27 protein-coding genes are annotated in these 26,020 nt (G+C 48.0%); 14 read left to right on the top strand and 13 right to left on the bottom strand.

Features of this window, described 5'->3' with window-relative positions; genetic code table 11:
• Positions 1-83 precede the first annotated feature (83 nt).
• Positions 84-614 carry a cob(I)yrinic acid a,c-diamide adenosyltransferase gene (locus tag MESINF_RS11230; protein ID WP_169699897.1) on the bottom strand — a complete coding sequence of 177 codons (531 nt, stop codon included), beginning with the start codon at positions 612-614 and terminating at the stop codon, positions 84-86.
• A 304-nt stretch (positions 615-918) separates the two neighbouring features.
• On the opposite strand from MESINF_RS11230, the gene MESINF_RS11225 reads away from it, so the two are divergent.
• Positions 919-3,237, top strand: a complete 2,319-nt coding sequence (locus MESINF_RS11225) for an HD domain-containing phosphohydrolase (RefSeq protein ID WP_169699896.1) — start codon at positions 919-921, stop codon at positions 3,235-3,237.
• A gap of 330 nt (positions 3,238-3,567) precedes the next feature.
• On the top strand, positions 3,568-3,804 hold the full coding sequence (locus tag MESINF_RS13705) for a hypothetical protein (protein WP_231936743.1): 237 nt from the start codon (positions 3,568-3,570) through the stop codon (positions 3,802-3,804).
• Positions 3,805-4,005: 201 nt separating this feature from the next.
• Here the strand turns inward: MESINF_RS13705 and MESINF_RS11215 are convergent, their stop codons facing one another.
• The 3 genes from MESINF_RS11215 to MESINF_RS11205 are packed head-to-tail and all read right to left on the bottom strand — an operon-like array spanning position 4,006 to position 9,155.
• Complete coding sequence (locus tag MESINF_RS11215) at positions 4,006-4,167, bottom strand: hypothetical protein (RefSeq protein WP_169699895.1); 162 nt, start codon at positions 4,165-4,167, stop codon at positions 4,006-4,008.
• Between the two features lie 22 nt (positions 4,168-4,189).
• Entirely contained in the window at positions 4,190-7,195 is a 3,006-nt protein-coding gene (locus MESINF_RS11210) for a PAS domain S-box protein (protein ID WP_169699894.1), read from the bottom strand.
• A complete protein-coding gene (locus MESINF_RS11205) occupies positions 7,173-9,155 on the bottom strand; it encodes a sensor domain-containing diguanylate cyclase (RefSeq protein WP_169699893.1) in 1,983 nt (660 codons plus the stop codon). Before MESINF_RS11205 ends, MESINF_RS11210 begins: the two co-directional genes overlap by 23 nt.
• 266 nt (positions 9,156-9,421) lie before the next feature.
• Here MESINF_RS11205 and gatA point away from each other — a divergent pair, with 266 nt between their 5' ends.
• The 10 genes from gatA to MESINF_RS11155 are packed head-to-tail and all read left to right on the top strand — an operon-like array spanning position 9,422 to position 17,930.
• Positions 9,422-10,792, top strand: coding sequence for an Asp-tRNA(Asn)/Glu-tRNA(Gln) amidotransferase subunit GatA (gene gatA / locus MESINF_RS11200; protein ID WP_231936922.1), 1,371 nt, complete (start codon positions 9,422-9,424; stop codon positions 10,790-10,792).
• A complete protein-coding gene (gene gatB, locus MESINF_RS11195; RefSeq protein WP_169699891.1) occupies positions 10,789-12,237 on the top strand; it encodes an Asp-tRNA(Asn)/Glu-tRNA(Gln) amidotransferase subunit GatB in 1,449 nt (482 codons plus the stop codon). The genes gatA and gatB overlap by 4 nt, the downstream gene beginning before the upstream one ends.
• Positions 12,234-13,055: a hypothetical protein gene (locus tag MESINF_RS11190; RefSeq protein WP_169699890.1), complete on the top strand. Its 822-nt coding sequence runs from the start codon at positions 12,234-12,236 to the stop codon at positions 13,053-13,055. Before gatB ends, MESINF_RS11190 begins: the two co-directional genes overlap by 4 nt.
• A complete protein-coding gene (locus MESINF_RS11185) occupies positions 13,055-14,188 on the top strand; it encodes a coproporphyrinogen-III oxidase family protein (protein ID WP_169699889.1) in 1,134 nt (377 codons plus the stop codon). Before MESINF_RS11190 ends, MESINF_RS11185 begins: the two co-directional genes overlap by 1 nt.
• A 22-nt stretch (positions 14,189-14,210) precedes the next feature.
• The gene (locus MESINF_RS11180; RefSeq protein ID WP_231936742.1) at positions 14,211-14,744 is read left to right on the top strand and encodes a deoxycytidylate deaminase; all 534 of its coding nucleotides are present in this window, start codon (positions 14,211-14,213) and stop codon (positions 14,742-14,744) included.
• 13 nt (positions 14,745-14,757) lie between these two features.
• Positions 14,758-15,594, top strand: a complete 837-nt coding sequence (locus MESINF_RS11175; protein ID WP_169699888.1) for a 2-oxoacid:ferredoxin oxidoreductase subunit beta — start codon at positions 14,758-14,760, stop codon at positions 15,592-15,594.
• Positions 15,591-16,202: a 2-oxoacid:acceptor oxidoreductase family protein gene (locus MESINF_RS11170; RefSeq protein ID WP_169699887.1), complete on the top strand. Its 612-nt coding sequence runs from the start codon at positions 15,591-15,593 to the stop codon at positions 16,200-16,202. The genes MESINF_RS11175 and MESINF_RS11170 overlap by 4 nt, the downstream gene beginning before the upstream one ends.
• Positions 16,199-16,636, top strand: a complete 438-nt coding sequence (locus MESINF_RS11165; RefSeq protein ID WP_169699886.1) for a diacylglycerol kinase family protein — start codon at positions 16,199-16,201, stop codon at positions 16,634-16,636. The genes MESINF_RS11170 and MESINF_RS11165 overlap by 4 nt, the downstream gene beginning before the upstream one ends.
• The gene (locus MESINF_RS11160) at positions 16,633-17,481 is read left to right on the top strand and encodes a peptidoglycan DD-metalloendopeptidase family protein (protein WP_169699885.1); all 849 of its coding nucleotides are present in this window, start codon (positions 16,633-16,635) and stop codon (positions 17,479-17,481) included. The genes MESINF_RS11165 and MESINF_RS11160 overlap by 4 nt, the downstream gene beginning before the upstream one ends.
• On the top strand, positions 17,478-17,930 hold the full coding sequence (locus MESINF_RS11155) for a DUF523 domain-containing protein (RefSeq protein WP_169699884.1): 453 nt from the start codon (positions 17,478-17,480) through the stop codon (positions 17,928-17,930). The genes MESINF_RS11160 and MESINF_RS11155 overlap by 4 nt, the downstream gene beginning before the upstream one ends.
• Here MESINF_RS11155 and MESINF_RS11150 read toward each other — a convergent pair.
• The 7 genes from MESINF_RS11150 to MESINF_RS11120 all read right to left on the bottom strand — a co-directional run bounded on the left by MESINF_RS11150 (position 17,914) and on the right by MESINF_RS11120 (position 22,978).
• Positions 17,914-18,504 (bottom strand): hypothetical protein, encoded by a 591-nt coding sequence (locus tag MESINF_RS11150; protein WP_231936741.1) that lies wholly within the window; start codon positions 18,502-18,504, stop codon positions 17,914-17,916. The two genes, MESINF_RS11155 and MESINF_RS11150, sit on opposite strands and share 17 nt — an antisense overlap.
• 131 nt (positions 18,505-18,635) lie before the next feature.
• A complete protein-coding gene (locus tag MESINF_RS11145; RefSeq protein WP_169699883.1) occupies positions 18,636-19,094 on the bottom strand; it encodes a hypothetical protein in 459 nt (152 codons plus the stop codon).
• Positions 19,095-19,113: 19 nt separating this feature from the next.
• A complete protein-coding gene (locus MESINF_RS11140) occupies positions 19,114-20,211 on the bottom strand; it encodes an NADH:ubiquinone reductase (Na(+)-transporting) subunit F (RefSeq protein WP_169699882.1) in 1,098 nt (365 codons plus the stop codon).
• Between the two features lie 13 nt (positions 20,212-20,224).
• Positions 20,225-20,818, bottom strand: coding sequence for an NADH:ubiquinone reductase (Na(+)-transporting) subunit E (locus tag MESINF_RS11135; RefSeq protein WP_169699881.1), 594 nt, complete (start codon positions 20,816-20,818; stop codon positions 20,225-20,227).
• A 15-nt stretch (positions 20,819-20,833) separates the two neighbouring features.
• Positions 20,834-21,433, bottom strand: coding sequence for an NADH:ubiquinone reductase (Na(+)-transporting) subunit D (locus MESINF_RS11130; RefSeq protein WP_169699880.1), 600 nt, complete (start codon positions 21,431-21,433; stop codon positions 20,834-20,836).
• Position 21,434: 1 nt separating this feature from the next.
• Positions 21,435-22,055 (bottom strand): FMN-binding protein, encoded by a 621-nt coding sequence (locus tag MESINF_RS11125; RefSeq protein ID WP_169699879.1) that lies wholly within the window; start codon positions 22,053-22,055, stop codon positions 21,435-21,437.
• Positions 22,052-22,978, bottom strand: a complete 927-nt coding sequence (locus MESINF_RS11120) for an RnfABCDGE type electron transport complex subunit D (RefSeq protein WP_169699878.1) — start codon at positions 22,976-22,978, stop codon at positions 22,052-22,054. The genes MESINF_RS11125 and MESINF_RS11120 overlap by 4 nt, the downstream gene beginning before the upstream one ends.
• Positions 22,979-23,050: 72 nt before the next feature.
• On the opposite strand from MESINF_RS11120, the gene MESINF_RS11115 reads away from it, so the two are divergent.
• On the top strand, positions 23,051-23,311 hold the full coding sequence (locus MESINF_RS11115) for a type II toxin-antitoxin system Phd/YefM family antitoxin (protein WP_169699877.1): 261 nt from the start codon (positions 23,051-23,053) through the stop codon (positions 23,309-23,311).
• Between the two features lie 12 nt (positions 23,312-23,323).
• The gene (locus MESINF_RS11110) at positions 23,324-24,460 is read left to right on the top strand and encodes an ABC transporter ATP-binding protein (RefSeq protein WP_169699876.1); all 1,137 of its coding nucleotides are present in this window, start codon (positions 23,324-23,326) and stop codon (positions 24,458-24,460) included.
• A gap of 54 nt (positions 24,461-24,514) precedes the next feature.
• Here the strand turns inward: MESINF_RS11110 and rpsT are convergent, their stop codons facing one another.
• Together rpsT and metK are read right to left on the bottom strand one after the other, a co-directional pair.
• On the bottom strand, positions 24,515-24,793 hold the full coding sequence (gene rpsT / locus MESINF_RS11105; protein ID WP_169699875.1) for a 30S ribosomal protein S20: 279 nt from the start codon (positions 24,791-24,793) through the stop codon (positions 24,515-24,517).
• A gap of 43 nt (positions 24,794-24,836) precedes the next feature.
• Positions 24,837-26,018 carry a methionine adenosyltransferase gene (metK, locus tag MESINF_RS11100; protein WP_169699874.1) on the bottom strand — a complete coding sequence of 394 codons (1,182 nt, stop codon included), beginning with the start codon at positions 26,016-26,018 and terminating at the stop codon, positions 24,837-24,839.
• Between the last annotated feature and the right edge of the window lie 2 nt (positions 26,019-26,020).

The following is a 26,020-nucleotide window of genomic DNA, read 5'->3' as shown; positions in this document are numbered from 1 at the left end:
AACCTTTCGAAGGGCTATAATCAATTTCAAGAAACTGATCGGCCATTTTTAACTGCGAAATGCTTGAAGCGGTTTTTGCTCTTTTAATCTATATCGTTCTTATAAAGGAGTTTCTTCTCTTTAAATTCCTCGTACCTGGCCAGGATATAAAGGAAATCCGATAGTCTGTTGATGTACTTTCTGACTGGATCTGGGACCTTTTCAAGTCTGGAGAGCGCTATTATCCTTCTCTCGGCTCTCCTGGCTATCGTTCTGCATATGTCCAGCTTCGCAGAGGCGACCGTGCTCCCTGGAATCACGAATCCTTTGAGGCCAACGATCTCCTCGAAGCGATGGACGCCTTCCGTAAGCTTTTCAACATCCTCTTCGCTCACAGGCTCGATGTATTGAACGTCCTTGGATGCCAGCTGACCTCCGACTCTGAAAAGGAACCTCTGCACAGAAAGTATGAGCTGGCTCACCTCTTCACTGGTGTAGTGTTTTGCCTCTCCAAGAAATGAATTCAGCTCATCGACAGTACCGTAAGCCTCCACTCTCAGACTGTCCTTATCCACGCGTTCACCACTCCAGAGACTCGTCTGACCCCCGTCGCCCGTCATGGTAGATATACTCATCGTTATCATCTCCCTTCCAGAAAATTATACCCAAATTCCCGATATGAAGATGATCGTTTCAAAACACTCCATACATATGAAGATACAGATCGGTCTTCTACTTCCATTCATTTTCACCTCATCGCGTTGCCAGTTTTCTCAACTTTTCGATCGTTCTAAATGTCTCATTTGAACCGCTCTGGAGGAACAGATCGATTCAGGATACAATTGACCGATGGCGGCATGATAAAATCATACATTGTGGGGCTATAAAAAGGGACGGTTGGCCATGAGCAGTTCCAATAGTCTTAGCAGGAGTGAAAGTGTGACTTTTCGAAAGAAAACCGGAAGAATCTTGACAATGATCATGATCGTTCTGGTCGTTTCATCTGTCGGAATTTCTCTGTGTTTTATAACTGCTGAAAGCGCCAGGAAAAGCCTTAGCGACAAATTGCTGAACGAGGCCAAGCTTCTAGAAGCTGCGTTGAACAAAGCTCACCTTGAATCTCTACACGGCACTATCGACGATCTTGCCAATCCCGCCTATCTGAGGTTGAAGCAACAGCTGATTCAGGTCAAAAAGATTTTTCCTCAGTACCGTTTCATCTACCTCATGGGAATAAGAACGGATGGAGAAGTTTTCTTTTTTGTGGATTCGGAGCTTCCGGGATCACCCGATGAATCTCTACCGGGAGACCCGTATTGGGAGGCCACGGAAAACGATCGAAATGTCTTTTGGCAGAAAAGATCGACAATCGTTTCACCAATTAAAGACAGTTGGGGGACGTGGGCAAACGCGATGATTCCAGTTTTTGACAGACTCTCCGACAAGGTCATCGCAGCGCTTGGTATAGATATGGATATAAAGAATTGGAACGGCATTATAATGGAAAAGACTCTCCCTATGGTAATTCTCTCTGTACTGCTCCTGCTTCTTTCAGTAATCGGTCTTTTACTTATGTGGTGGAAGAAGGCTCTTCCCCAGGAGAGGCGTAAGGGTCGTTTCGCCAGATACCTTGACGCTATAACGGTTTTTTTCATCTCTCTGACAATAACCTTTATGGCCGCTTTTTCAGTGAACGAAAGCCAGAAAAGCTCGAGAAATGAAACCTTCGAAAGCCTGGCGATAAGCAAGGCGACTTTTGTCTTGCAGGCGTTTCGCGATATGCGCGCCTACGAGCTCGAGAGCCTCTCGTTGCTTTTCGAGTCCAGCGAAAGTGTTGAGCGCTATGAGTTTGAAACCTTCGTGCATCCCATCATTTCTAGGGGTGATATGACCATCTGGGGCTGGGTACCGGCTATCACTTCCGCTGAAAGATATGAATTCGAGTCGAAAGTCTCCACGGAGCTCTCTGGCAGTTTCGAGATCTGGGAAACGGACGGCCAAGGAAAGCATGTCAGAGCCGGTGAGAGGGATCTTTACTATCCGATTCTTTATCTGGAACCGCTAGAAGATAAACGAGAATTGTTGGGATTCGATTTAGGTTCGAACGCTATAACGAAGGCGGTTATCGAAGAGGCGGTTGAAACCGGTTACATGACGGCTTCCGATCCTACGACTCCATTTGAGAGTACGAGCGAGGTAAAGGGAGTCTTGATTCTGAATCCCTCCTACAAAGGAATTTCTGACGCTTTCCATGGGTTCACGCTGGCTTTTTTCCGGCCCGAAGTTTTCATGAAATTGATAGAGTCGATCTCTATGAACGATGGAATGACCGTGGTGGGTATCTACTTGCTCGATGATGAAGGCAGACCGGTTTTTCTCGCATCGACGGCCAGTGAACACGATGAAATATACAACTCGGTGAGCGAGTTGCGTCACTATCACTCGGATGAAATGAACGTGGTTATGCCGATCTTTGAGTTCGGGAAGGTCTTTATGATCGTTGTACATCCAAGCTTCGATTACGAAAGGTTATATCCTCTTCAGCAAGGTTGGATGACACTGGCTATCGGAGCGATTATCTCGCTGTTTCTGACAGTGGTGGTCGGTTCGCTCAACAACCGCAGTTATCGTCTCCAAAGAGAGGTCCAGCAGAGGACGGAAGACCTGCAAACTAGTTTGGATAAACTCACCCGGACCATGGAAGGTTCGGTCAGAGCGCTGGCCTCGGCTGTGGACCTTCGCGATCCTTACACGTCTGGCCACCAGCGACGCGTGACAGCACTGGCCGTGGCCATAGCCGAAAGAATGAACCTAAACAGCGAAACGATCAACGGATTACGTCTGGCGGCGTCGGTTCACGATGTGGGGAAGATCCAGGTGCCGGCTGAAATATTGAGCTCTCCCAGAAGACTTAGTGCCCTCGAATATGAAATGATAAAGATGCACCCCGGCGCCGGGCATGCTCTATTCGAAGGCATCGAGTTTCCCTGGCCAGTCGCCGAGATCATATACCAGCATCACGAGAGGCTCGACGGCAGCGGTTATCCACGTGGTCTATCCGGTGATGAGATCATTTTGGAGGCCAGAATTATAGCGGTTGCCGATGTGGTAGAGGCTATGACATCCCACAGGCCTTATCGACCCGCTCAGGGATTGGAAGAAGCTCTCAAGGAAATAAAGAAAAATTCAGGAAAGCTGTACGACCCGGCGGTGGTCTCGGCACTCATAGAGCTCATCGAAGAGGGATACACCTTCTAGAGGGCAACGGGTTCTCCAAAACCTAAATCCTTTCGCAATACCAGTCGCCTTAGATCCTTATAGGAGCAGTTGTTGGCTCCGCTCTTACGAAGGACGGGTACATGCTCTTGGACGAACACAAGAATGTGGAGAATACTTTACCCCGGCTGGCAGGAAAAGGTCTTCACCAGTCTCGCAGTGCATTACAGGTCGATCTCAACGAGAGGGTGGAAACGCATTCGATTGGAATGAAACGCTCTTCATATAGCCCTTACGGTCGCCAGCGGAGCCGACCTGCTCATTCTCGACGAGCCCACTCAGAATCTCGACCCGCTGATCAGACAAGAGGTGATGGGTGAGTTGAGAGACTACGTTCTCCAGCGGAACAAAACTATGATAATATCCTTGCACGAAATCTACGATCTTGAAGAAATCGCCGGTTCCTTCGCGGTAGTCCTGGAGGGAAAGGTGCTGTATTCAGACAGTATAGAGACAAGGAGACTCACCGATAATTCCCAAAGGGCAGGCCATACCGGCAGGCGAGATAATAGGAGTCACTGGCTACGAAACGCTTGTCAGAAGCGATGAAGAGGCCGGTAGACTCCCGAATTTCAAAGAGATAGTATTGGGTTAACTGCAAAGCAAAAAGGCCTTCGCGCCTTTCGAGAGGGGGTTTCAACCTAAATTTAAAATCTGAACCGGAACATCACAGAGAGAATCATCGGACTCGTGGCATGCAACAGCGATAGCATTGCCCCGTTGTCGTTTTGTACGTTGGACTTTTGATCCTCAGAAGATCGACAGTACTCTGGTCAGTAACCAGAAAACGCCGAAGACCACGAAGCCCAACGCGGCCAGTCCGAAGATAACTGTGAGAGCGAAAAAGGCGAGCTTTATCGCCAGACCCAGAAACACGAGCCCCAGGAATATCACGATAATCGTCAGCAACATCTGGAACACTCCTTTCAATTTTTCATTTGCCCGAAAGATCGAATCCCGATTCGAGGATCTTGATGCAGGTCTTCACGACCGCGGGATCGTACAGTTTGCCAGAGTTCATCTCTATCTCTCGTATAGCTTCCTCGAGCCCGCGCGATGCACGATAAGGCCTGTGTGAACTCATAGCTTCGATAACATCGGCCACCGCTATTATACGGGCTTCCAGGAGTATTTCATCACCTTTAAGACCGTTAGGATAACCTGATCCATTAATCTTTTCGTGGTGTTGAAGGACTATCTCTGAGATGGGACCTCCGAGGTGAACCTCGCTCAGAATCTCTCTGCCCAGCAGAGGATGATTCTTTATGAGCGACCATTCGAGTTCGTTCAGCTTTCCTGGCTTGGAAAGTATCTCGGCAGGTATCGATACCTTCCCAATATCATGCAACATTCCGGCCGTCTTTACCCATTGGACCCTCTTTTTGTCCAGCCGCATCTTTTCGGCTATTTCGCCGGCAAGCCTGCTAACGTTCGACTGGTGACCTGCCGTGTATGGATCGCGAGCTTCCACTATTTTGCTTATAAGCAGCACCGTATCTTTCAGGGAACGTTCTAGTTCTACCATGGTTTCTCTGACTTTGTTCTCGGCGTTGACTCTATCGGTTATGTCGTTTACGATGCAGTTTAGCAGTATCTTTTCATCGATCTCGACCGGGCCGACGAAGATTTCCAGGTCGCGTACTTCGCCACCTGTGAGGAGATGCCTAGTTGTGAAACGTCTCGAACGGCCGTTCTTAAGATCTCTCATCATTTCAAGATCTCCGAGCCCTATGTGAGAAATGTAATGCTGCTTCATCTCTTCTCTGCCATATCCATAAAAGTTGCACGCTACGGGATTGGAATCGACTATTCTACCGCTATCTGGATCGATGAGAACCATCATGGCACTGCTTGCTTCAAACATGTTGCGGTAACGTATTTCGCTTTTAACGAGCCTGTTCTCTTCGAAGGCCATCGTGAGTATGTCGCCGACGGAAGCGGCGAAAGATATCTCTTCGTATGACCAATTCCTAGGTCTTCGCATGTCGCAATAGAGCGAACCAACGACCTCCCCCTTGATGTTCAGAGGTATGTCAAGTATTCCGTAAACATGAACGTCTATGAGGCTTAGTATGAAAGGATCATCGATATTTTCCCCTAAAACGTTCTCTATAGAAAGAACTCTTCTACCTGTGATATGGTTGAGATACTTTTCGGCCAACTTCTGATCCATAGCCCTTCCGGCGTTGGAGGAGATTTTACCGGTCGATGCTTCATATAGGAGTCTTATATCGAACTCGTTGTTTTCGTTGAGCATATATATGCCGGCCCGATCAACCTTTAGAATTCTGCCAACAGTCTCAACGGCCTTCTCCATGAAAGACTGTATGTCAAAGTTTCCCGACGCAACGGAGTTGGACAATTCGACCAGTTTGCTGTGTGAGATTCTCTGGAACTCCTCCAGCTCTTTCCTTTCAGTTACATCGTAGTTGAGGGTCGCTACGTCTCCGAAGGGGAGCCGGTAGATGTAGTTCTCCAACCAGCCTTTCAATACACCATCGTCGTAATAGATTGGATCCAGGGATATGGGTTTGCCGCTTTCCCATACGCTCTCGATGGCCGCCAGCAGAGGAGTTGATGAAATGGCGGGTAAGACTTCCACGATATCCTTTCCCTCGAGCGATTCTCTGTCGAAGTGAAGACCGCTAATTCCCGACTTGATATCCCTTATCTTAAAAGTCTTCCCGCCGTTGTCGCTGTACAGGATAATCATTCCACCGATCATGTTTTCGATGAGGTGTCTGAATTTCTCTTCACTTTCGAGCATACGTCTTTCTCTCTCTTTTTCGGAGGTTACGTCCCTGAAGTTCATCACGACGCCTGCGATTTCGCCGTTCTTCATAACTATAGGGGATGCCGCATCGGCTATGAAGTAGATTTTCCCGTTTCGTGATTTGAGGCAGGTGTGATTTGCGAGTCCGACTTTCTTACCGGAGCTGAGTACGAGATCTATGGGTATTTCGGCCGGCTCTCCCGTGAGTTCGTTGAAGATATGCATCACCGAGTTCACTTGTTGCCCAAGGATCTTTTGCATTTCCAGACCGAGCATTTTACAGGCCGTATCGTTCACGAAAGTGACTATTCCAAACGCATCCATCGCCAGAACGGCGTCCCCCACACTCGCGAGAGTAACCCTGAAGAGTTCTTCGCTCTTTTTCAAAGCCTTCGAATTCTCGATTCTTATCGCTATCTTCCCGAGTCTTTCGGCTACGGATGAAATAACCTTATCCTCTTCGCTGAGGAATCGGACATCTCTGTAACCGGAGTAATAGACGCTGATCGATCCAATTTTCTCGGCCCCTCTCTTGAGAGGTTTCCTGATTAATCTTGAGTCTTTGAGCAGGTTTTTAGAGCTGTACACTCCGTCCCGATAGACTATCTCGACACCTGTGTGTTCGGTATCAAAAAAGGCTTTCGGCAAGAGTTCGGTCAACCCGGCGCATATTTCTTCAATAGAATCTCCACAATCGTCGATCAATTTCGAAAAAGCGAAGAAGAATTCCAGTTCCTTCTTTCTCTCGCGTAAGTCCAGCTCGACCGTCTCAATGTCCGATATCAACCGTTGAATACCGCCTACTTTCAAGATCTTACCGGACTTATCTGTTCGGAGAGCTCTCCCCAAAGATAGAACCCATACGTCGCTTCCATCGCTTGCCTTCATTCTGTATATGGCTTCGTACTTTTTCGATCTCCCTTCAAAAAAATCCGTAAGGGATTTGATCGTTCGTTCACGATCGTCCGGGTGAATTAGATTTTTCCAATTGTCTATGGTCGGTTTTATCTCTTCTGTTAAGTATCCAAGCCGCTTTTGCCATCCCTGGTTGAAGGAAACTACTCCGTTTGCCAGATCGTACTCCCAGATGAGTTCCTCGAAGTCGCGGTCCGTAAAATCAATTTCCAAATGCTTTCCGGTGTTTTCAATCACTGCTTTCTCCTTCACTAACCCGGTTTCCACCTGCATTCTTGGAAATATACAGCGATCTATCTGCCCTCTTGATCATTCCTTCGAGGGTATCTTCGCGCTGGTAAGAGGTTACCCCGAAGCTGGCACATATATTAAACGTAGTTTCATTATATTCCAAAGTGTTGGAACATAGAGCGTTGCATAATCTTTTCGCTGCTTCTCGCGTCCTAGCGAGGTCCGTCATCGGCAGGATCACCACGAACTCGTCGCCGCCGTATCTGGCAAATATATCGGCCGATCTCAGTTCGGAACCACATATCTTTGTAGCGGCCTTTAAAACAAAATCACCAGCCAGATGACCGTATTTGTCGTTCAGTTTTTTGAAGTTATCTATATCGAACATGATGAGTCCAGTATCGGTGTGATACCTTTGAGCCTTTTTTAGCTCACTCTCTCCCAGCTCGAATAGGCCTCTTCTATTGTATATGCCTGTCAGATAGTCCCTTATCGCCTGTTGCTCGACTTCTTCGTGAAGCCTGGAATTGTTGATCCCGATAGACGCGATATCGGCGAAGGCTTTCAGTGCTTCAAGGTGGAGACAATCGAAGGCATTTTCGCGATCGCTGTCGACAGCTATAATGCCGATAGGTTTCTCTTTAATGATTAAGGGCACGCCCATCCACGATTTGATGAAGCGAAAGTCGGGGATGTTGAATTGCGGGTAATCCTTCTGCGCCTGTGTCGAAAGAATCGCTTTGGACCTGTATAACACATCGTATCCGGGACTGCCCTCTTCTATTTTGAAATGCCTTCCGGTGAAGTCCAGCTGATTTGGCCACTTACCACCTACCACCACCAATTCGTTTCCATCAAGAAGCTGTAATGAGGCACTGTAGAAGGGGATGACCTTGCTGAGCTCCTTTACTATAATTTTTATCGTTCTTTCCATTCTGAGACTCTTGGTGATGATCTCCGTGGAGCGGCGCAGCGATTCTGAGATCTTTCTGGACCTTTCGTTTTCGCTGAGATACTTCACTCTGTTGAGCGCGAGTTTCAAGAAATTGCCGACTAAACCGAGGAGACAGCTAATACTGCCATCCAGCTTACCCGATCCGTCGAAGATCACTTCCAGCGTTCCCGTGCTGTCACTGTCCAGCTCCATAGATATGCAGAGTTTTCTGTAGGCGGCACCATTTTTTAGATATCTTGAAAGAAGATATCCCGGTCCGTCCACTTCTATTGTTTGGTCTTCTATCTGTCCTACGCTGGAAGGAATGCCGAAGCTCTCGTCGCTTGAAACATCGATGTTATTATTTATCTTCCTTGAAATTGATAGCCGGCATCTGTAAACGCCAGGCTTTCCGGATATTTCTGCGATGATTATCCCAGCCGCCTCCTCCAATGTCTTGGCTTTCAGGGATAGCATGGATATTTCGTTTATCGTCCCAATAACGCTATCGCGTAATATAAGCTGATATTCCGTGTCCTTCAGTAGTTGCAAGTCTTTGGAGTCCTCTGCAGATGTCAGCGAGTGAAAAATGAAGAGGGAAGCAACTGAATGACCAACTATCCTCAGAAATGCAATTTCATCGTCTGACCATATCCTGTTCTCGGAATAATCTTCGCAACAGATCACGCCATAAAAACGGTCCTTCATAACCGGTATCGATACACGCGATCCCAACTGGCTGAAAACAATCTCCCCCTTTTCCAGACGTGAAAGAGTTTCAATGTCTTCTTCAGTATATTCGTGAGTCTTTCTCAAGCTCGAACATATCTCCGATATCGATGGGCTGATCCATTCGACTAAAGGGAAGTCGGTTTTTTCCCCTTTCTCGATGTACCCTGTCCGGTAAAAGTAAAGACAGTCGGCCGATATTGATCTACCGGCGAGCGACAGAATCTCCATGGCCACGTTGATTTCTTCACCTTCCAGAATCGGCAAAGAGCTTATTTTTTCGATACTGGAAATCAATTTGCCTGAATGGATAGACATAAGAAAACCCTCCAGCCTGTAAAACGTACTGGTTATTGTTATTATAATGCAAAACTATGCCGAGTTGCCTGGAAAGTGCTGCTTACACTGTGCACTATAATGAGAAACACCTCTTACTTCGTTCCTTCGAACTGTCATTACGGACCTGGAGATGCTAGAATTATCTATATAAACAAGCATGATTCAAACCGAATAAATGGTACCAATCACGATTATAAGAGGTGGCTGATTTGAATATCAATCCTTTAAAATTGAGACTTTCAGAGATGAGGGGCTTGCGTGGAGCATTTTCCTTTTACAGGGATCGTATAGAAAGGTTCGATAAAGATCTGAAGGCCTTTCTCCAGGTGCTACAATCCTCGGCGGAGGAGACCGAGCGTTCCTTTCCCTTCTCCCTCAAGGACAATATCCTTGCGCTGGGAACCCGAACCACATGTTCCAGCAGGATTCTGGAGAACTACGAATCTCCCTACGATGCGACCGTTACTTGTAAGTTAAAAGAGAGTGGCGGGCATTTACTCGGCAAGACGAATCTTGACGAGTTCGCAATGGGTTCCTCGACTGAGAATTCAGCCTTCTTCACTTCTAGAAACCCCTGGGACCTTTCGAGGATACCCGGAGGAAGCAGTGGTGGGAGTGCGGCGGCCGTTGCTGCGGGTTTAACGCCTTTTGCGCTGGGTAGCGATACGGGTGGTTCTGTGAGGCAACCGGCGTCGATGTGCGGAATTGTTGGTTTCAAACCCACCTATGGTTTAGTATCTAGATACGGTCTCGTAGCCTTCGCCTCCTCACTAGATCAAATCGGTCCAATGACAAGGTGCGTACAGGACGCAGCCGACGTTATGAGTATTATTAGTGGTCACGATGTGAAAGATTCGACGACTGTGAAGAGTTCTCTTTCCTTCAATATAGATCTGAAGGGTGAGGTCAAAGGATTGAAAATGGCCGTTCCAGAGGAGATGCTAGATTACCGCGGTCTCGAAGACGGAGTAAAGGCCTCCTTCATGGATGCGGTAGAAGAGTTGAAAAGGGCTGGCGCCGTGATCGAGAAGATCTCAATTCCTTCAGTCAAGTACGCCGTCGCGACTTACTATCTGATCGCACCGGCCGAGGCCAGTTCTAACCTTTCGAGATTCGACGGGATCAGGTTTGGACCCAGGCACGAGGCCACGAATTATGACGAGCTGGTCAGCAGAAATAGAGACATGGGTTTTGGCAGGGAGGTCAAAAGGAGAATATTGCTAGGAACCTTTACACTCAGCGCCGCTTATTACGATGCTTATTACCGTAAGGCGCTCAGAACAAGGAAATTGATGGCTAACGAGTTGAAGGCCGTGCTTACGGAGTTCGATTTCATATTGAATCCCTCATCTCCAGTTGTCGCACCTGTGATCGGTGAAATAAGTGATCCCCTTTCGTACTATTTAATGGATATATATACGATCCCTGCAAACGTCGCCGGCCTTCCTTCGATATCCGTTCCGATAGCCCCTGTTGACGGTTTACCCACAGGCATGCTTCTTACTGGGAGGCGGTTCAGCGATGTTAAACTTTTGGAGGCGGCCAGCTTCATCGAAGGTTTTTCTCCCGCGTACGAAGATGGTTTGACCAGAATTGCCGAAAGGTGGGTTGAATGATGTATAGAACCGTTATTGGATTAGAGATACATGCGCAACTACAAACAAAGACAAAGGCTTTTTGCAGTTGCCCGGCCGATGTATTCGAACTCGAACCCAACACGGCCATCTGTCCCGTCTGCACCGGCCAACCGGGTGCGCTTCCCGTTCTCAATGAAAATGTGGTTAATTATGCGATCATGGCTGGACTGGCCTTAAATTGCACCCTCAATGAACGGTCGATCTTCGACCGTAAGAATTACTTTTACCCAGACCTTCCCAAGGGCTACCAGATTACCCAGTATTTCTTCCCGATTGCCGAAAACGGTTATCTCGATATAGAAGCCGGGGGTGTCGGAAAAAGAGTGAGGATAAGGCGAATCCACATAGAGGAAGACGCAGGTAAGATGATCCATCAGGGGACCGACTCGATAACCGGCTCTACAGGCAGCTACCTCGATCTCAACAGGTGTGGAGTGCCCCTGATCGAAATAGTCACCGAACCCGACCTCGAGACGCCGGCCCAGGCGAGAGTCTTCGTGGAATTGCTAAGAGATACGTTGAGGGCTCTGGGTATCTGCTCGGGAGACATGGAGAAGGGTGCGTTGAGATGCGATGCCAACATTTCGATGAGAGATGACGCTTCCGGTGTGAGTTCCAACAGAGTGGAGGTCAAAAACATAAATTCCTTCAAGTTCGTCGAAAAGGCCCTGGAATCCGAGCAGGAGAGAATATCGGCCGTACTCGATGCCGGCGGCAATGTGGCCAAAGAGACACGTTCCTGGAATTTCGCTACCAAGGAGACCTTTTCGATGCGCTCTAAAGAGGAAGAGAACGACTACCGTTACTTCCCAGAGCCTGACCTCCCGGTCCTTAAGATAACGCAGGAAAGAGTTGAACAGCTCAGAAAATCTCTGCCGGAACTACCCTGGCAGAAGGTGCGCAGGTTCATGGAACAGTATGGACTGCCCAAATACGACGCCTCTGTCCTTTCTTCCAGCGGAGATGTGGCCTCCTTCTACGAAGAAGTGGCGCTGGTCACCGGAAAGCCCAAAGAGAGTTCAAACTGGATAATGGGCGAAGTAATGAGAATAATGAACGAGAGGGACCTATCGATCGAGAATCTTGGACTGAAACCGGAACACTTCAAGGAGCTTTTCGAGATGATCGATTCCGGCATTATATCCAACAGCGTCGCCAAAGAAATACTCCCCGAGGTGATCGAGAGAAAGCGTTCGCCAGCTTTTATAGTCAAAGAAAAGGGGCTCGAGCAGATAAACGACGACAGTATTATCGAAAAGGCAATTAGAGAAGCCATGAAAAGCAACCCAAAGGCTGTTCAGCAGTTCAGGGAAGGCAAAGAGGGCGTTCTCGGTTACTTCGTTGGCGCGGTTATGAAGGCGACCCGGGGAAAAGCCAACCCCGCGAGGGTAAACGAAATAGCGAGGAGGTTGCTCAAAGATTGAAAAAGACGGTTTGTTTCCTTATTGTGATACTGATATACTCAATATCGCTCGCACAGACACAGATACAGTTCACCAACAGGGGATGGAACCTTTCTACGGACATAAAAGCTTACGAGAACTATCACCTGACGCTCGCGCTGGCTTCTGGAATACCGTACGTCGGAATCACATACAAAGATCACTGGGAGGAGTTCTCGGGCGGTTTCTTTAAAATGAAAATTAGAGACGGTGATTTTCGCGGTTCGATCCTCGCCAGCCACGAAGGATTGTACATGGCGGCGCGATACGTCTCCAACACCAACCAGATCCCTGTCTTTTCACATAGTCTTCTGGAACTCGAGCTCTCATCACTTGGGGACAGGAGGTATCTGGTCCGTAACTGGTTCAGACTACCTTTGGGCCAGATAAATGGCGGTCTCAGCACTTTTATATACAGGGTCGACGATTTCGCATTCAACGATATCGGACTCTATCTCTACGCGAAGGAATTCGAAAGAAGCTTCCGCCTTCGAAACGCTGAAACTAACGTAGTAGTGACCGTTGATCTGAAGACGAGCGATTCGTTGGGCGAGATGGGCTACGGTTTTGGAGTGGGAATGAATTACATGAGCTTCGATCTGGGCGCAGCCTTTTCTGGGAATTTCATCGTTCCGGCAGGTGATTTGAAGCTGGTTCTCTCCCCAATGATCATGGTCAGCCTCAGAGGGATAGATGCCCAGTTGCTGATATCTAAACTGGGAAGCGACGACTCGGTGTACGCCGGCATCTCGATCACTAATTTTAAACTCAACGGAGTTTTTATGAGGCTCATATTCTGATGCATGCAGGGGTGTATATCCATCTTCCTTTCTGTACCAGACGGTGTACCTATTGCGATTTTTGCACGTTTCGACTGGACGAGACCTCCCTGAAAAAGTACCACGTAGTCTTAAAAAAAGAGATAGAACTCTTTTCCAATGGCGCCAAAGTCGATACGCTTTATTTCGGCGGCGGTTCTCCCTCACTCTATCCGCTCGACCTGTTGCAGGAGTTGTTTTTTACTCTCCATTCAAGGTTCAGACTAGAGTTGCGCGAGTGCACGCTTGAAGCCAACCCTTGGGAATTGACGCTTGAAAGACTGGAGAGGTGGAAAAAACTCGGGGTGAACAGACTTTCGATCGGTCTCCAGTCGAGCGACGGAGAGATCCTGAAAAAAGTAAATAGACCGATGCCACCCGATCTGGTTGAAAGACTTGAAAGAGCGGTCGATTTCTTCGATAATGTGAACTTAGATTTCATACTGGGATTGCCCGGAGAGAACCGCATAAATGTAGAAAACAATCTTAAATTGATTGAAAGGCTGAAGCCGGCGCATATTTCGTATTATATGTTCGACAGTGACCATGAGACCGATTTGATGGCATCGGTCAAGAATGGTATCATAGAGTTGCCCGATAAAGATACAGTAGAGAAGCTGCATGATTTTATCGTTCTATCTCTGAAAGAGCTTGGGTTTACCAGATACGAAATATCTTCGTGGTCAAAAGACAGGATTTCGTTACATAATTTGAAATACTGGAAAAACGGAGACTACAAAGGGTTTGGAGTCTCTGCGGGAAGTCACGAAGGTGCGACCAGGAGTGTGAACTTCGACTCTCTTGGTCAATACATCGACTCCATTGCCGCCGGAAAGCGGCCTTTGGCCTATATACGGGAGAATACACAACTTGAAGAGCTCTTTGAAACTCTGTTCATGGGATTGAGATTGATCGAAGGATTGACGCTATCTTCGGAGATCTTTCCGGCCGACCTTCTGGAAAGAAGTGTTGAAAGGATCCGATCGGTCCTGGGGGAGTTTCTGGTTATTGAAGGGTACAGTATCAAATTGAACGATTACGGACTGGATATGTCGAGACTCGCTTTCGAGAGATTGGTCGGTATAATGGAAGAGATGGAGTCCCTCTTCCCCTGAAAATAGACAGTCGAGAAGTAAAATGTTTAACGTCACCGAAAGGGCTGAATCAATGACTGGTGAAGAACTCGAGAAATTTCTTAACGACTTCAAAACACATGAACCGAAAACACCTTCGGAAAGCTGGGATGCGTATTTCATGAAGCTCGCCTACCAAGTGAGGGAAAGGTCGAGCTGCCATCACAGAAAAGTGGGCGCCCTGATAGTGCGTGAGAACAGGATACTGGCAACGGGTTACAACCAGCCCCCGTCGGGGTTTCCTCACTGTGACGAGACCGAATGTATAAGAGACGCTCTAAAAATACCGTCCGGGCAGAATCAGGAGTTATGCTACGCCGCTCACGCCGAGCAGAATGCCCTCTCGCAGGCGGCACGATTCGGCATAGCCACCAACGGTTCTACCATATACGTTACACATAGGCCCTGCTCGATCTGCGCAAGACTGATAATCAACGCAGGCATAAAGAGAGTGGTCTTCGCGGAAGGATACCCCGATCCGCTCACGGAATTCATGTTCGATAGGACAGGAGTAATAATGATAAATTACTCAATGTGAAAGGGAGGAAATCATGGCTATCTCCAGACTTACGAAGTATTTAAGGCAGGATAGAATGCCCCATGTGTGGTGCCCAGGGTGCGGAAATGGTGTCATAATGAAGGCATTCGTCGATGCGGTGGACAGAGAGTCGCTCGACCCCGATAGAATCGCAGTCGTTTCGGGAATAGGTTGTTCTTCAAGAGTAACCGGTTATCTGAACTTCAATACGATGCATACGCTGCACGGCAGAGCTATTGCCTTTGCTACGGGTGTGAAACTGGCCAGACCTGAATTCAACGTTATCGTCATGGGTGGTGACGGAGATATGATGGCTATAGGCGGAAATCACTTCATACACGCCTGTAGGAGAAATATGGATATAACGACCATAGTATTCAACAACAATATCTACGGAATGACTGGTGGTCAGTACTCTCCAACTACGCCTACGGAGAAGATCGCCTCTACTTCGCCTTATGGGAATGTCGAAAACTCCTTTGACCTTGTAAAAGTTGCAATAGCCGCCGGGGCAACTTATGTAGCCCGCTCAACAGTTTTTCACTACGCGCAGGCAGTTCAGTTCATACGGAACGGATTGAAACACAAGGGAATGGCAGTTATCGAAATAATGACGAACTGCCACACTTATTACGGAAGGTACAACAACCTCTCAAAACCCCAAGATATTCTGAATTATTTCAAGACCAACACGATACAGCTCAGCAAAGCCAAAACCATGAGTCCGGAAGAGATAGGTGATAAAATCGTTGCCGGCGAATTCGTGAACATAGACACTGAAACGTATATAGACAGGTACGAAAAGATGAGAGAGAAAGCGCTCGCTGCCGAGGGAGGTGAAAGAGAATGAAGAAGACATTTTCTCAACCTCATACCGTAAGAATTTCAGGAATAGGAGGCCAGGGTAACGTACTCATGGGCATTATTCTGGCGGAAGCTCTTCTCGATCAGGGAAGTTGGGTAGTACAGACTCAGTCTTTCGGTGCCCAGGTGCGAGGTGGTCTATCCTACTGCGACGTTCTTTTCAGTACCGAACCGATTGACTACCCCAAAGCCCACTCCTTCGAAGTCATATATTCGATGCACCAGATGGCTGTCAACGCGCATGTTCCCCTGCTGCACATGAATGGGATATTGATAATCGACTCTACTCAGGTCAAGTCGATCCCCAAAGAGGGAATGAGGATGACTAGGAAGATCATTTCCAAACCTGTTACCGAACTCACAGAAAGTAAATTCGGAACATCCCTTCCGGCCAACATGGTTGGGCTTGGATTGATTGCAAAGGCTGGAAATTTTGTTACCACTCAGGCTCTAAAGACGGCCATGTCAAAACATATAAAGGCCAAGTATGTCGATATGAATTCCCAGGCTATAGATTTCGGTTATTCGCTTATAGAGAGATCTTACAACCTCAGAAGCGAGAGAATCGACTCTGTGGGCCGGGGATTTGAATGAGGAAGTTTTTCAAAAGTTTGCACCACGCGGCAAATGGCCTGTGTTATTTGCTGAAAGAGAGAAACTTCAGAATACAACTGGTCTTCGGAGCCGCCGTTCTATCGATCGGAGTACTGATCGAACTGGAGAGACAGGATTTCCTGTGGTTGTTGTTCTGCACATTTATGGTTGTAATACTGGAAGCCGTAAACACAGTCATAGAAAAGATCGCGGATATTCTTCACCCGTATTACGATGAACGTGTAAAGGTCCTGAAGGACGTGGCAGCTTCGATAGTCCTCATGGGATCGGCTATGTCGGTACTTATAGGCCTGTCAATTCTGATCAAAGAAATTTTTGACTTGCATTTTGCCGTTGGTATTCTTTTTGGTATAATAATTGTGGTTTTCTTCTTTTCTTTTGGCCTTTTTAGAGTTGGAGGTGGCAAGGAATGAACCGTCGGGTCATTCTAATTTTTCTTTTTGTGTCTTTGCTTTTGGTGACTCGTAGCTTTGCTTATTTTCTCGTCACTTATGTGGTGAGATCGGGCGATTCGATTCACACTATCTCCAGGGAACTCGGAGTGAGTATGTCAACTATAATCGATTTCAACGATCTGAGCGATCCCAACAACATCAAAGCCGGCGACAGGTTGAAATTGCCTCAACCCGACGGTTTAATCTACGAAGTTCAATCGGGAGATACCATAGACGGTATCGCAAAGCTCTTCTTCGCTCCTGTCAAGGAGCTTCTATCGGCGAACAACCTCAGTTCCAGTTCGCTTATAAATCCGGGACAGCGAGTTTTTATTCCTATGTCTCTAATAAACATGTATCAATACGTTCCGCAAAGCACCCCGTATAGATGGCCAGTTTACGGGGTTATTTCTTCCTCTTACGGCTGGCGGACTCACCCGGTGAATGGTGGAGCCTCCTTCCATAGCGGGCTGGACATAGCCGCTCCGCAGGGAACGCCTATATTTGCAGCTTCAAAAGGTGTTGTCATCGCAGCCGGTGTCAACGGAGGATACGGTAACGCCGTGGATATACAGCACGATAACGGTTATGTCACCCGCTACGGGCACATGAGCAAAATATGTGTTTATGTGGGACAAAGGGTAGATGCCGGCTCTCTGATAGGAAGAGTCGGAAGCACGGGAGTGTCAACCGGTCCGCATGTTCACTTCGAGGTAAAGGACCCGAAGATGAATACCCTAGATCCGCTTTCCATGTTGCCCACCCGCGACCTCATGTACGTTATAAGGAGAGAGGACGACGGAATAGCAGCGGGAGGCAAATGAACAGGATAATCGTAAGTGCCTGTCTGGTCGGAATAAACTGTACCTATCGCGGAGATAACAACCTGTCTCTTGAGCTTCTAAGGCTCGTGGACAGGTTTATTTTATTCCCGGTTTGTCCCGAACAGCTGGGTGGGCTCCCCACACCCAGGCCTATGGCTGAGATCACCGTTTCAAACGACTGGACCGCAAGAAAAATAGTTGTCGACCAGTTCGGTCACGATGTAACCGCTCACTTTCACAGGGGCGCCGAAGAGGTTCTGAAGATAGCGAGGCTTTGCGGCGCCGGCATGGCAATCCTGAAATCGAAAAGCCCTTCGTGCGGATGCAGGGGGATCTACGACGGTACCTTCAGCGGTGTGACGATAGACGGAATGGGAATAACCGCGGAGCTTCTCTTGAAGAACGGTATCGAAGTTTATCCGGAATCCGAGATCAATTTCTTGCTTTAGGATCGAAGAGCCCGGTCAGAATCATCTCTTCAGTCTTTCTTTCTAGAACCACCGGCGACTTTACCAAAATCACCCAATTGCCCTTTTGCCACAGAAGTGTCTCGTCCTTTCCGCCGAACCTTATTATGCGGGCATAAAAGTACCCGGTTTTCTTGATTCTACCTCTCTCTCTGGTCATTACGGAGCCTTCTATCATGAAAAGACGTTCCCAGGTCTCTTTGGCCTGTGTTACGCTATCGCTTTTCCATACAAAAACCTTGATGACGCTCGAACTCGAATTCAAGTTGAGAAGATACCCACGAACCGAATTATCGTAGTCCGGGTAAGTTACCTGATGAATTACTCCATCTCCATCTTCGTAAGCGATTCCGTTGGCCAATCCCTGGTCGGGTGGATACTCGGCTTCCCCGAGAAATGAGAAATGCTCTACATCAAAGCGCAGTTCATCCAGAGACACATCGGCTGGAACGGCCACATTCACATCGTATTTTAAGGCGAAATAAACCACAAAAGAAATCAGCACGACTATGAAGACGAAGGTGAATATCGCCTTATTCGGAAGTCTTCTCTTCAAAATAGTACCCTCCATGTATCCGTTCACAGCCCCTTCGAGAATTGAAGATAAGTGGTTTGAAGCTGGAAGCGAGAAAGTCGAGAGTTATTTGCTCAATTCGTTTCACTTTCTCACGATGGACGTTGGATAAATCAAATCAATTCGAGAAACTTAGCCACCTCTTCAGGATCGAGTCTGTAAAGCGATCCCTTACCCTGGTAGAAGCCGTGCTCTCTTATAAGATGGATCGATATGGGCGTATAGTCAATCTCCTTTTTAAGGGCCATGCTCCGTACGTTGACGTTGACTTTCTTGGAGAGATGCCCGTGCCTGAAGGGACATGGAACGTACCCCCTGCTCTCGTCAACTATCACGACAAAGCGGTTGTCCACGATAATCGGGGAGCCAAAACCCTTTTCACCCTGCCGCATCAACATTTCGAGTTTGTCTGCTATTATTTCGTTGCTCAGTCCCAATTCGCTGATCTTTTGTTCGTCTTCCCGAATTATATCTATCAGGTTTCTCTCGTCACTGCCTAGGAAGCCTGGACCGGTTATCTGTCCGGCTTTCATGTTTTCCTGAACTTTTCCGAGGTCTGGAGTCTGTTTCATGAAATCACACCCCCGCGATTTATCCAAATTTGTCGAAATAGATCTTGTTTTCTGGTATTCCGTGTTTTCCAAGTACGGTTATGCAGGCATTTATCATGCCCGGGCTTCCACAGAGATAACCTTCCCGTTCTATCTCACCCTGCCGTGCCAGGTACCTATCAACCACGTCGGTAATAAGCCCGGACTCGCCTTCCCAGTTATCCTCGGGAAGAGCATTGGAGAGAGCCGGTATGAAATGGAAGTTCGGCATCTCTCTTTCGATCTCTTCCATCAAATCAAGGTAGAAAAGATCCTTTTTGCTTCTGGCTCCGAAGAAGTAATAAGCGTTTCTCTTTATACCCTTTTCTTTCATGTCCAGTATTATAGACTTGATCGGCGCCATCCCGGAACCACCGGCTATAAAAATGATGTCGGTATCCGTATTCCTCAGGAAAAAGTCACCAAAAGGTCCCAGAAGTCTGACCTCGTCCTTCTCCTTCAGGTACTTGTGAACGTACGTCGTGACTATCCCGTTTGGCACAAGCCTTACTAAAAGTTCGACACCATTCTTTATCGAAGGCTGCGATGACATGGAATAGGCCCTCATAGTACTCTCCTTAATCTCCCCGTAGGGCGGTACTATCAATTGGACGTACTGACCGGCTTTAAAGTTTATCTCGTCGTCGAAACTGAAGAAGACTTCTTTTATATCGTGCGTCAGATCTCTTATGGTAGAGACTGTAGATACATACTCCCTTATGTTAAAAAGCTCATCGGGAATCTCTATCGATATATCTCCCTTAACCTTTACCTGACAGGAAAGACGTATGTTTTCGCTCTTCTCCCTGGCTGCGAGGTAAGGAAGTTCTGTCGGAAGAATTGGACCGATATTCGAGAGAACTTTGACTTTACAGAGCCCGCAACTGCCTTTCCCGCCGCAGGCCGATGGAATGAAAATCTTTTCGCCAGCTAGAGTAGTTAACAACGTGCTGCCACCCTTAACCGTGTAAGTTTTCGAACCGTTGACCGTAAGTTTTACATCGCCGTAGTTGTTGAGCACGGCATCGGCAACCGAAATAATCGCCGCAAGAACGGCCGATATTCCACCCAATACGAGAGCCGTTATAAGTATTTGCAACTGCGCCACCTCCTCACTGTACCGGTACCATGCCGGAGAACCCGAGGAAGGCGAGTGCCATTATGCCTATTATTATCATAGTCAAGCCCGGTCCCACGAGCTGTGGTGGGATATCTTTTTCGCGTAAACGCATCCTCATTGTCGATAGCGCTACTATTGCCAGCCACCAGCCTGCACCCGAGCCGAAGCCGAAGAAGAGTGACTGTATGAGGTTGTAATCGCGTATTATCATGAAAAGAACACCACCAAGGATCGCACAATTGACAGTAATCAGGGGAAGGAAGATCCCAAGGTTCATATAGAGCGATGGAGAGAACCGGTCGATAACCATCTCCAGAAACTGGACGAAGGCCGCGATCACTACTATGAAAACTATGTACCGCAGGTAAACCAGCTCCAGCGGCACCAGAATGTAGTAATAAACCAGGTGGTTGAGGACGGAGGTCAAAGTGAGAACGAAAGTTACGGCCATCCCCAATCCATTCGCGGTCTTAATGTCTTTTGAGACCGATATGAAGGAACACATTCCGAGAAAGTTGCTCAGTACCATATTGCTGGTCAGCGCGGCAGCCACCATTATGACAAAAGGATTGAGCGGAACACCCATTTACGACTCCCCCCTTCACTTCTTCTTAACCAGCGGCGATCTGGCAATCCATATTATGGTGCCTATGATGAAGAACGCGCTGGGAGCTGTTATCATTATTACCCATGGCGTGAAACTATCGGGAAGGATTCTCATGCCGAAGATACTACCAAAACCCAGCAGCTCTCTGATAAAGGCTATCAGGAGAAGGATCAGCGAATAGCCGATTCCTGCTGAGATGCCATCTATGAAGGAGAGCGCCGGCCCGTGGGACTGCGCATAGGCCTCGGCCCTACCCATTATTATACAGTTGGTTATTATGAGGCCGACATAAGGGCCGAGTGCTTTACTTATTGAGGGCAGATAGGCCTTGAGTACAATATCGAGAATAATGACGTATGTGGCGATTATTAACACCTGTACCATCATGCGGACGTTTTTGGGTATGTAATTGCGCAGGGCAGAGATCGTGAGCGAAGAGAAACCAGTCGCAAATGTCAGACCGATACCCATAATCAGGGTATTAGTCATGTTATTAGTCACAGCCAGGGCCGAACAGATTCCAAGTATCTGTACGATGACCGGGTTGTTTTTCCAGATGTTTGCCATGAATGTCTCTTTTTTCGATTCACCCATATCAGTTCACCACCTTCAGAACCTTCGGGAAGACTTCGTTCATCGCCTTGTCAATCAGCTTCTGGATAGCTTCGGAAGTCCTCGTAGCACCGGTTATGGCATCTACCTTCGAATCCTCACTGGAGGATGTGTCCTGCCCCGAGACCACTGCGATTCTGCCCGAAGGACCACTAGAGATCTTTTCGTTCCTGAACTGTTGCTGGAAAGCTTTTTCGTCGATTCTGCCTCCTAGACCGGGAGTTTCAGAGTGTTCCACAAAGTCGATCCCCAGCATCCTCGTCCCGCTGGCGTTTATAGCTATCAGGCCGGTGATCGTCCCCCACAGGCCGGGGCTCTGAACGGTGAAGGCATAACCCGTCTCTCCTTCGACTTGCGCACGGTAAACATCTACCTCGCCACGAAGCTCGACGATCTTCTCTCCGTAGAGCTCCTGTATCTCTTTGCTTGAAAGCTTGTCGTCTTTCTGGACAAATCCAAAGACATAAAGGAGGGATTTCTGGAAGTCCAGTTTCTCGTTGACTTCGATCGTACCGGTGGCCAGAGCGTTTATACTGGCCAGAATCAGTGTGAAGACGAGTGTGAGAGCAAAGGCAAAAAACACCGAATACAGCTTGTCTTTCATGATTTATTCACCTTCTCCGGAGTGTCGAGATAGTCGATAAGGGAGGCAAAGGTATTGGCAATTAGCAGGGCGAACATGAATCCGGCACCAAATAGCGAAAAGGTTCCTATAACGACCGATAGCGTCCCTATCAATCCTCCATAGATCCACTTCGAACGTTCCCTCTTGGGAGCGCTTATTGGATCGGTGGCCATAAATACCGCTCCGAAGAGGATACTGCCTCCGAATATCCACGCCAGTGGATTGAGGCGGGTCGGATCGAAGAGGAAGATTAATCCCGATACAACGAAGGCCGAAGCGATCGTTGAGAGTATTATCTTCCAGGACGCAGTCTTGGTAATTATTAGATATACCGCAGCCGCTATGATAAGCCACTTGGCTGTCTCGCCGGATGCTCCAGACACGTTTCCGAAGAACATCTTCCACATAGACATATCACCCCCACCCCTTATAACGTTGAGAGGTGTGGCCATAGTGACTACGTCCGAGGCGATCCAGCGACCGAAGCCCTGTCCCCACGTACTGACGGCCGGAGTCCAGCTTTGCTGAACGGCCGCGGGGAAACTAACATAAACGAAAGCCCTTCCAACCATTGCGGGGTTGTACAGGTTTTTTGCAAATCCCCCAAAAGCCATCTTTGCAAAGACGACACCGAAGGAACTTGACACGATGACTATCCAGAAGGGAACGGCTGGCGGAAGAATGAGCCCGACCAGAAGACCCGTAACAATGACTGCTTCGCTGACGGGTTTTCCCTTCTTTCTTTCGAAAAGCCATTCGATAAATACCGCCGTGAAAGTTGAGAGAAAGGTTTTTAAGAGGACAATCCAGCCAAAGTTCCCTATTGCGAAGATCAGTATGGGAATCAGTGAATAAATAACCTTTCGCATCATGGGTTGCTTTTGGAAAAACTTCTTTTGCATACTTGGCACCTCCGAAAGCTATGCTTGACTATAATTATGGTCATACTGTATAATCATAACGGGGTGGTTCATTTGTCCAGATTGCATGAACTCTCTTTCTATTCACTGGCAGAAGCAAAAGCACATTTTTCCAGAGTCGTTGATGATTGCGAGGAAGCCGATATAATTATAACAAAAAATGGAGTCCCCAAGGCAGTTCTCATGGACTATGGAAAGTACGTGCTGCTGAACAAGTTTTTGGAAAGGGTCTACGACCTGTATCTTATGGATGCCGGCGATGAAGCAATGAACGTTGAGATAAGGGATTTAATTGTAGAAGTTGACGATGAATGATGGAGGTGAACTATGGCAGAAGTCATCCTTGAGAAAGTTGGAAAGACTTATCCGAACGGTTTCAAGGCCGTTCTCGATGCAAATCTGAAAGTTGACGACAAAGAATTCGTGGTTCTGCTCGGCCCTTCTGGGTGTGGAAAGACCACCACTCTAAGAATGATAGCCGGTCTGGAGGAGATCACGGAGGGAACAATCAAGATCGGTGGAAAAGTCGTAAACGACGTGGAACCAAAGGACAGAGACATAGCGATGGTCTTCCAGAACTACGCTCTATATCCCCACATGACGGTTTACGAGAACATGGCCTTCGGTTTGAAACTCAGAAAGACCCCAAAACCCGAGATCGAGCAGAGGGTGAAGGAAGCGGCCAGAATCCTTGGCATCGAGCAACTTCTTGACAGAAAGCCCAAGCAACTCTCAGGCGGTCAGAGACAAAGGGTTGCCGTCGGAAGAGCGATAGTCAGGAATCCGAAAGTCTTCCTCTTCGACGAACCGCTTTCCAACCTCGACGCCAAGTTGAGAGTCCAGATGAGAGCAGAGTTGAAGAGACTCCACCAGAACCTGCAGGCAACGATCATCTACGTTACCCACGATCAGGTAGAAGCCATGACGATGGCCGACAAGATCGTCATTATGAAGGATGGAATAATTCAGCAGATCGGTGATCCATATTCGGTTTACTTCGAGCCGAAAAACAAATTTGTCGCCGGCTTCATCGGTACCCCCGCCATGAACTTCATAAGCGCAAAGCTGGTCTCCGAAGGCGGAAAGACCTGGGTTGTAAAAGAGGATATGAAGGTACTCGTGCCAACCGACAAAGCGGCGAAATTGAAGGATCTGGTTGGTAAGGACATCACTTTCGGCATCAGACCCGAGGATATCTACGACAAGATGTACGCGGTGGCTCCGAAAGACGAGTTCACAGTTAAGGGGAATGTCGACGTTGTTGAGCCACTGGGAAGCGAAACGCTGATACACGCCAATATCCACGGGGACGACATCGTGGCCAAGGTCGATCCCAAAAGCAGGGCTGCGGCCGGACAAATGATCGATCTCGTGTTCGACATGACCATGCTCCATGTCTTCGATCCAGAAACCGAGGAGAATGTACTGGCCGGAACGCACGAAAGCGCACAACCGAAAGTTTGAAGAAGTTTTATTCATAAAAAAAGGTGGCTTGCGCCACCTTTTTTTCTTCCCGGATTACTGCTTGGCTTGCACGTAAGATTTAACCGTTGCGGTAAGTCTGGCCTTCTTTCGTGAAGCTGTATTTTTGTGGATCGTTCCCACTTTTGCAGCCTTATCGAGGGTGGAATATACTTCACTCAACATCGTAGCGACCGAGGAAACGTCCTCGCCCTGCTCGATGGCTTTGTAAAGCTTTTTTGAAGCGTTTCTGAACTTGGTTTTGACGGCCTTGTTGATCATAGTCTTCTTGGCAGTCTGTCTCACTCTCTTCTTTGCTGAAGCATTGTTAGGCACTTAGCACTTCTCCTCCTTTCGGGATTTACAGATTATTTTATCATTAATCTAAGGCTTTCTTCAATTGCTCGACCATATCGACTTTTTCCCAGGGCAGATCGATATCCATCCTTCCAAAATGGCCGTAAGCTGCCGTTTGTCTGTATATAGGTCTTCTGAGGTCGAGTTTATCTATGATAGCACCGGGTCGGAAATCGAAGGTCTTCAAAACGGCCTTTCTCAATTTCTCAAGATCGACTTTCTCGGTGCCGTATGTATCGATCATGAAAGAAACAGGTCTGGCAACTCCTATGGCGTAAGCCAGTTGCAGGGTTATTTTCTCTGCCAGTCCGGCAGCCACTATGTTCTTGGCGGCATACCTGGCCATGTAGTGGGCCGATCTATCGACCTTGGTCGGATCCTTTCCACTGAAGGCTCCCCCACCATGAGGAATCCATCCGCCGTATGTATCGACTATGATCTTTCTTCCGGTAAGACCTGTATCGGCCGCTGGGCCACCCCTGACAAAGCGACCGGTTGGATTGACGAAGATCTCTACCCCTTCCAGAAGTAACTCGTCGTCTATCACGGGTGAAATAACATTCTCCACTACCAGACTCTCGATCTCTTCTCTGGTCAGGTCGGGATCGTGCTGGGTAGAGACGACAACGGCGGTTACTCCTACCGGCCGACCGTCGGAGTACTTCACGGTCACTTGTGTCTTTCCGTCGGGTCTGAAGCCCTTCACTATTCCCTCTTTTCTCACATGAGCCAGCCTGAGGGCAAGCCTGTGGGCAAGCACGATTGGAAGAGGCATCATCTCTGGAGTTTCATTCGTCGCGTAGCCGAACATCATACCCTGATCACCGGCTCCTATGGTATTGTATCTATCTGAATCGTCCTTTTTGGCTTCGAGTGATTTATTGACTCCCAGAGCGATATCTGGCGACTGCTCGTCTATACTTGTAAGAACGGCGCACGTCTCACCGTCGAAACCGAACTTCGCCCTGTTGTAGCCGATTTCAAGAATCGTATCCCTTACTACCCTTGGAATATCTACATATGCTTTGGTGCTGACTTCCCCAGCTACCACTGCTACTCCCGTCGCCAGAAGCGTTTCCACAGCCACCCTGGAATTCTCGTCCTGCGTCAGCATCGCGTCGAGTATCGCATCGGATATCTGATCTGCCATTTTATCGGGATGGCCTTCCGTGACGCTTTCACTGGTGAACAACCAAGTTTTCATCT

Source organism: Mesotoga infera (genome assembly GCF_900157305.1).
Classification (GTDB): domain Bacteria; phylum Thermotogota; class Thermotogae; order Petrotogales; family Kosmotogaceae; genus Mesotoga; species Mesotoga infera.
This window is presented reverse-complemented; position numbering and strand designations above follow the sequence as displayed.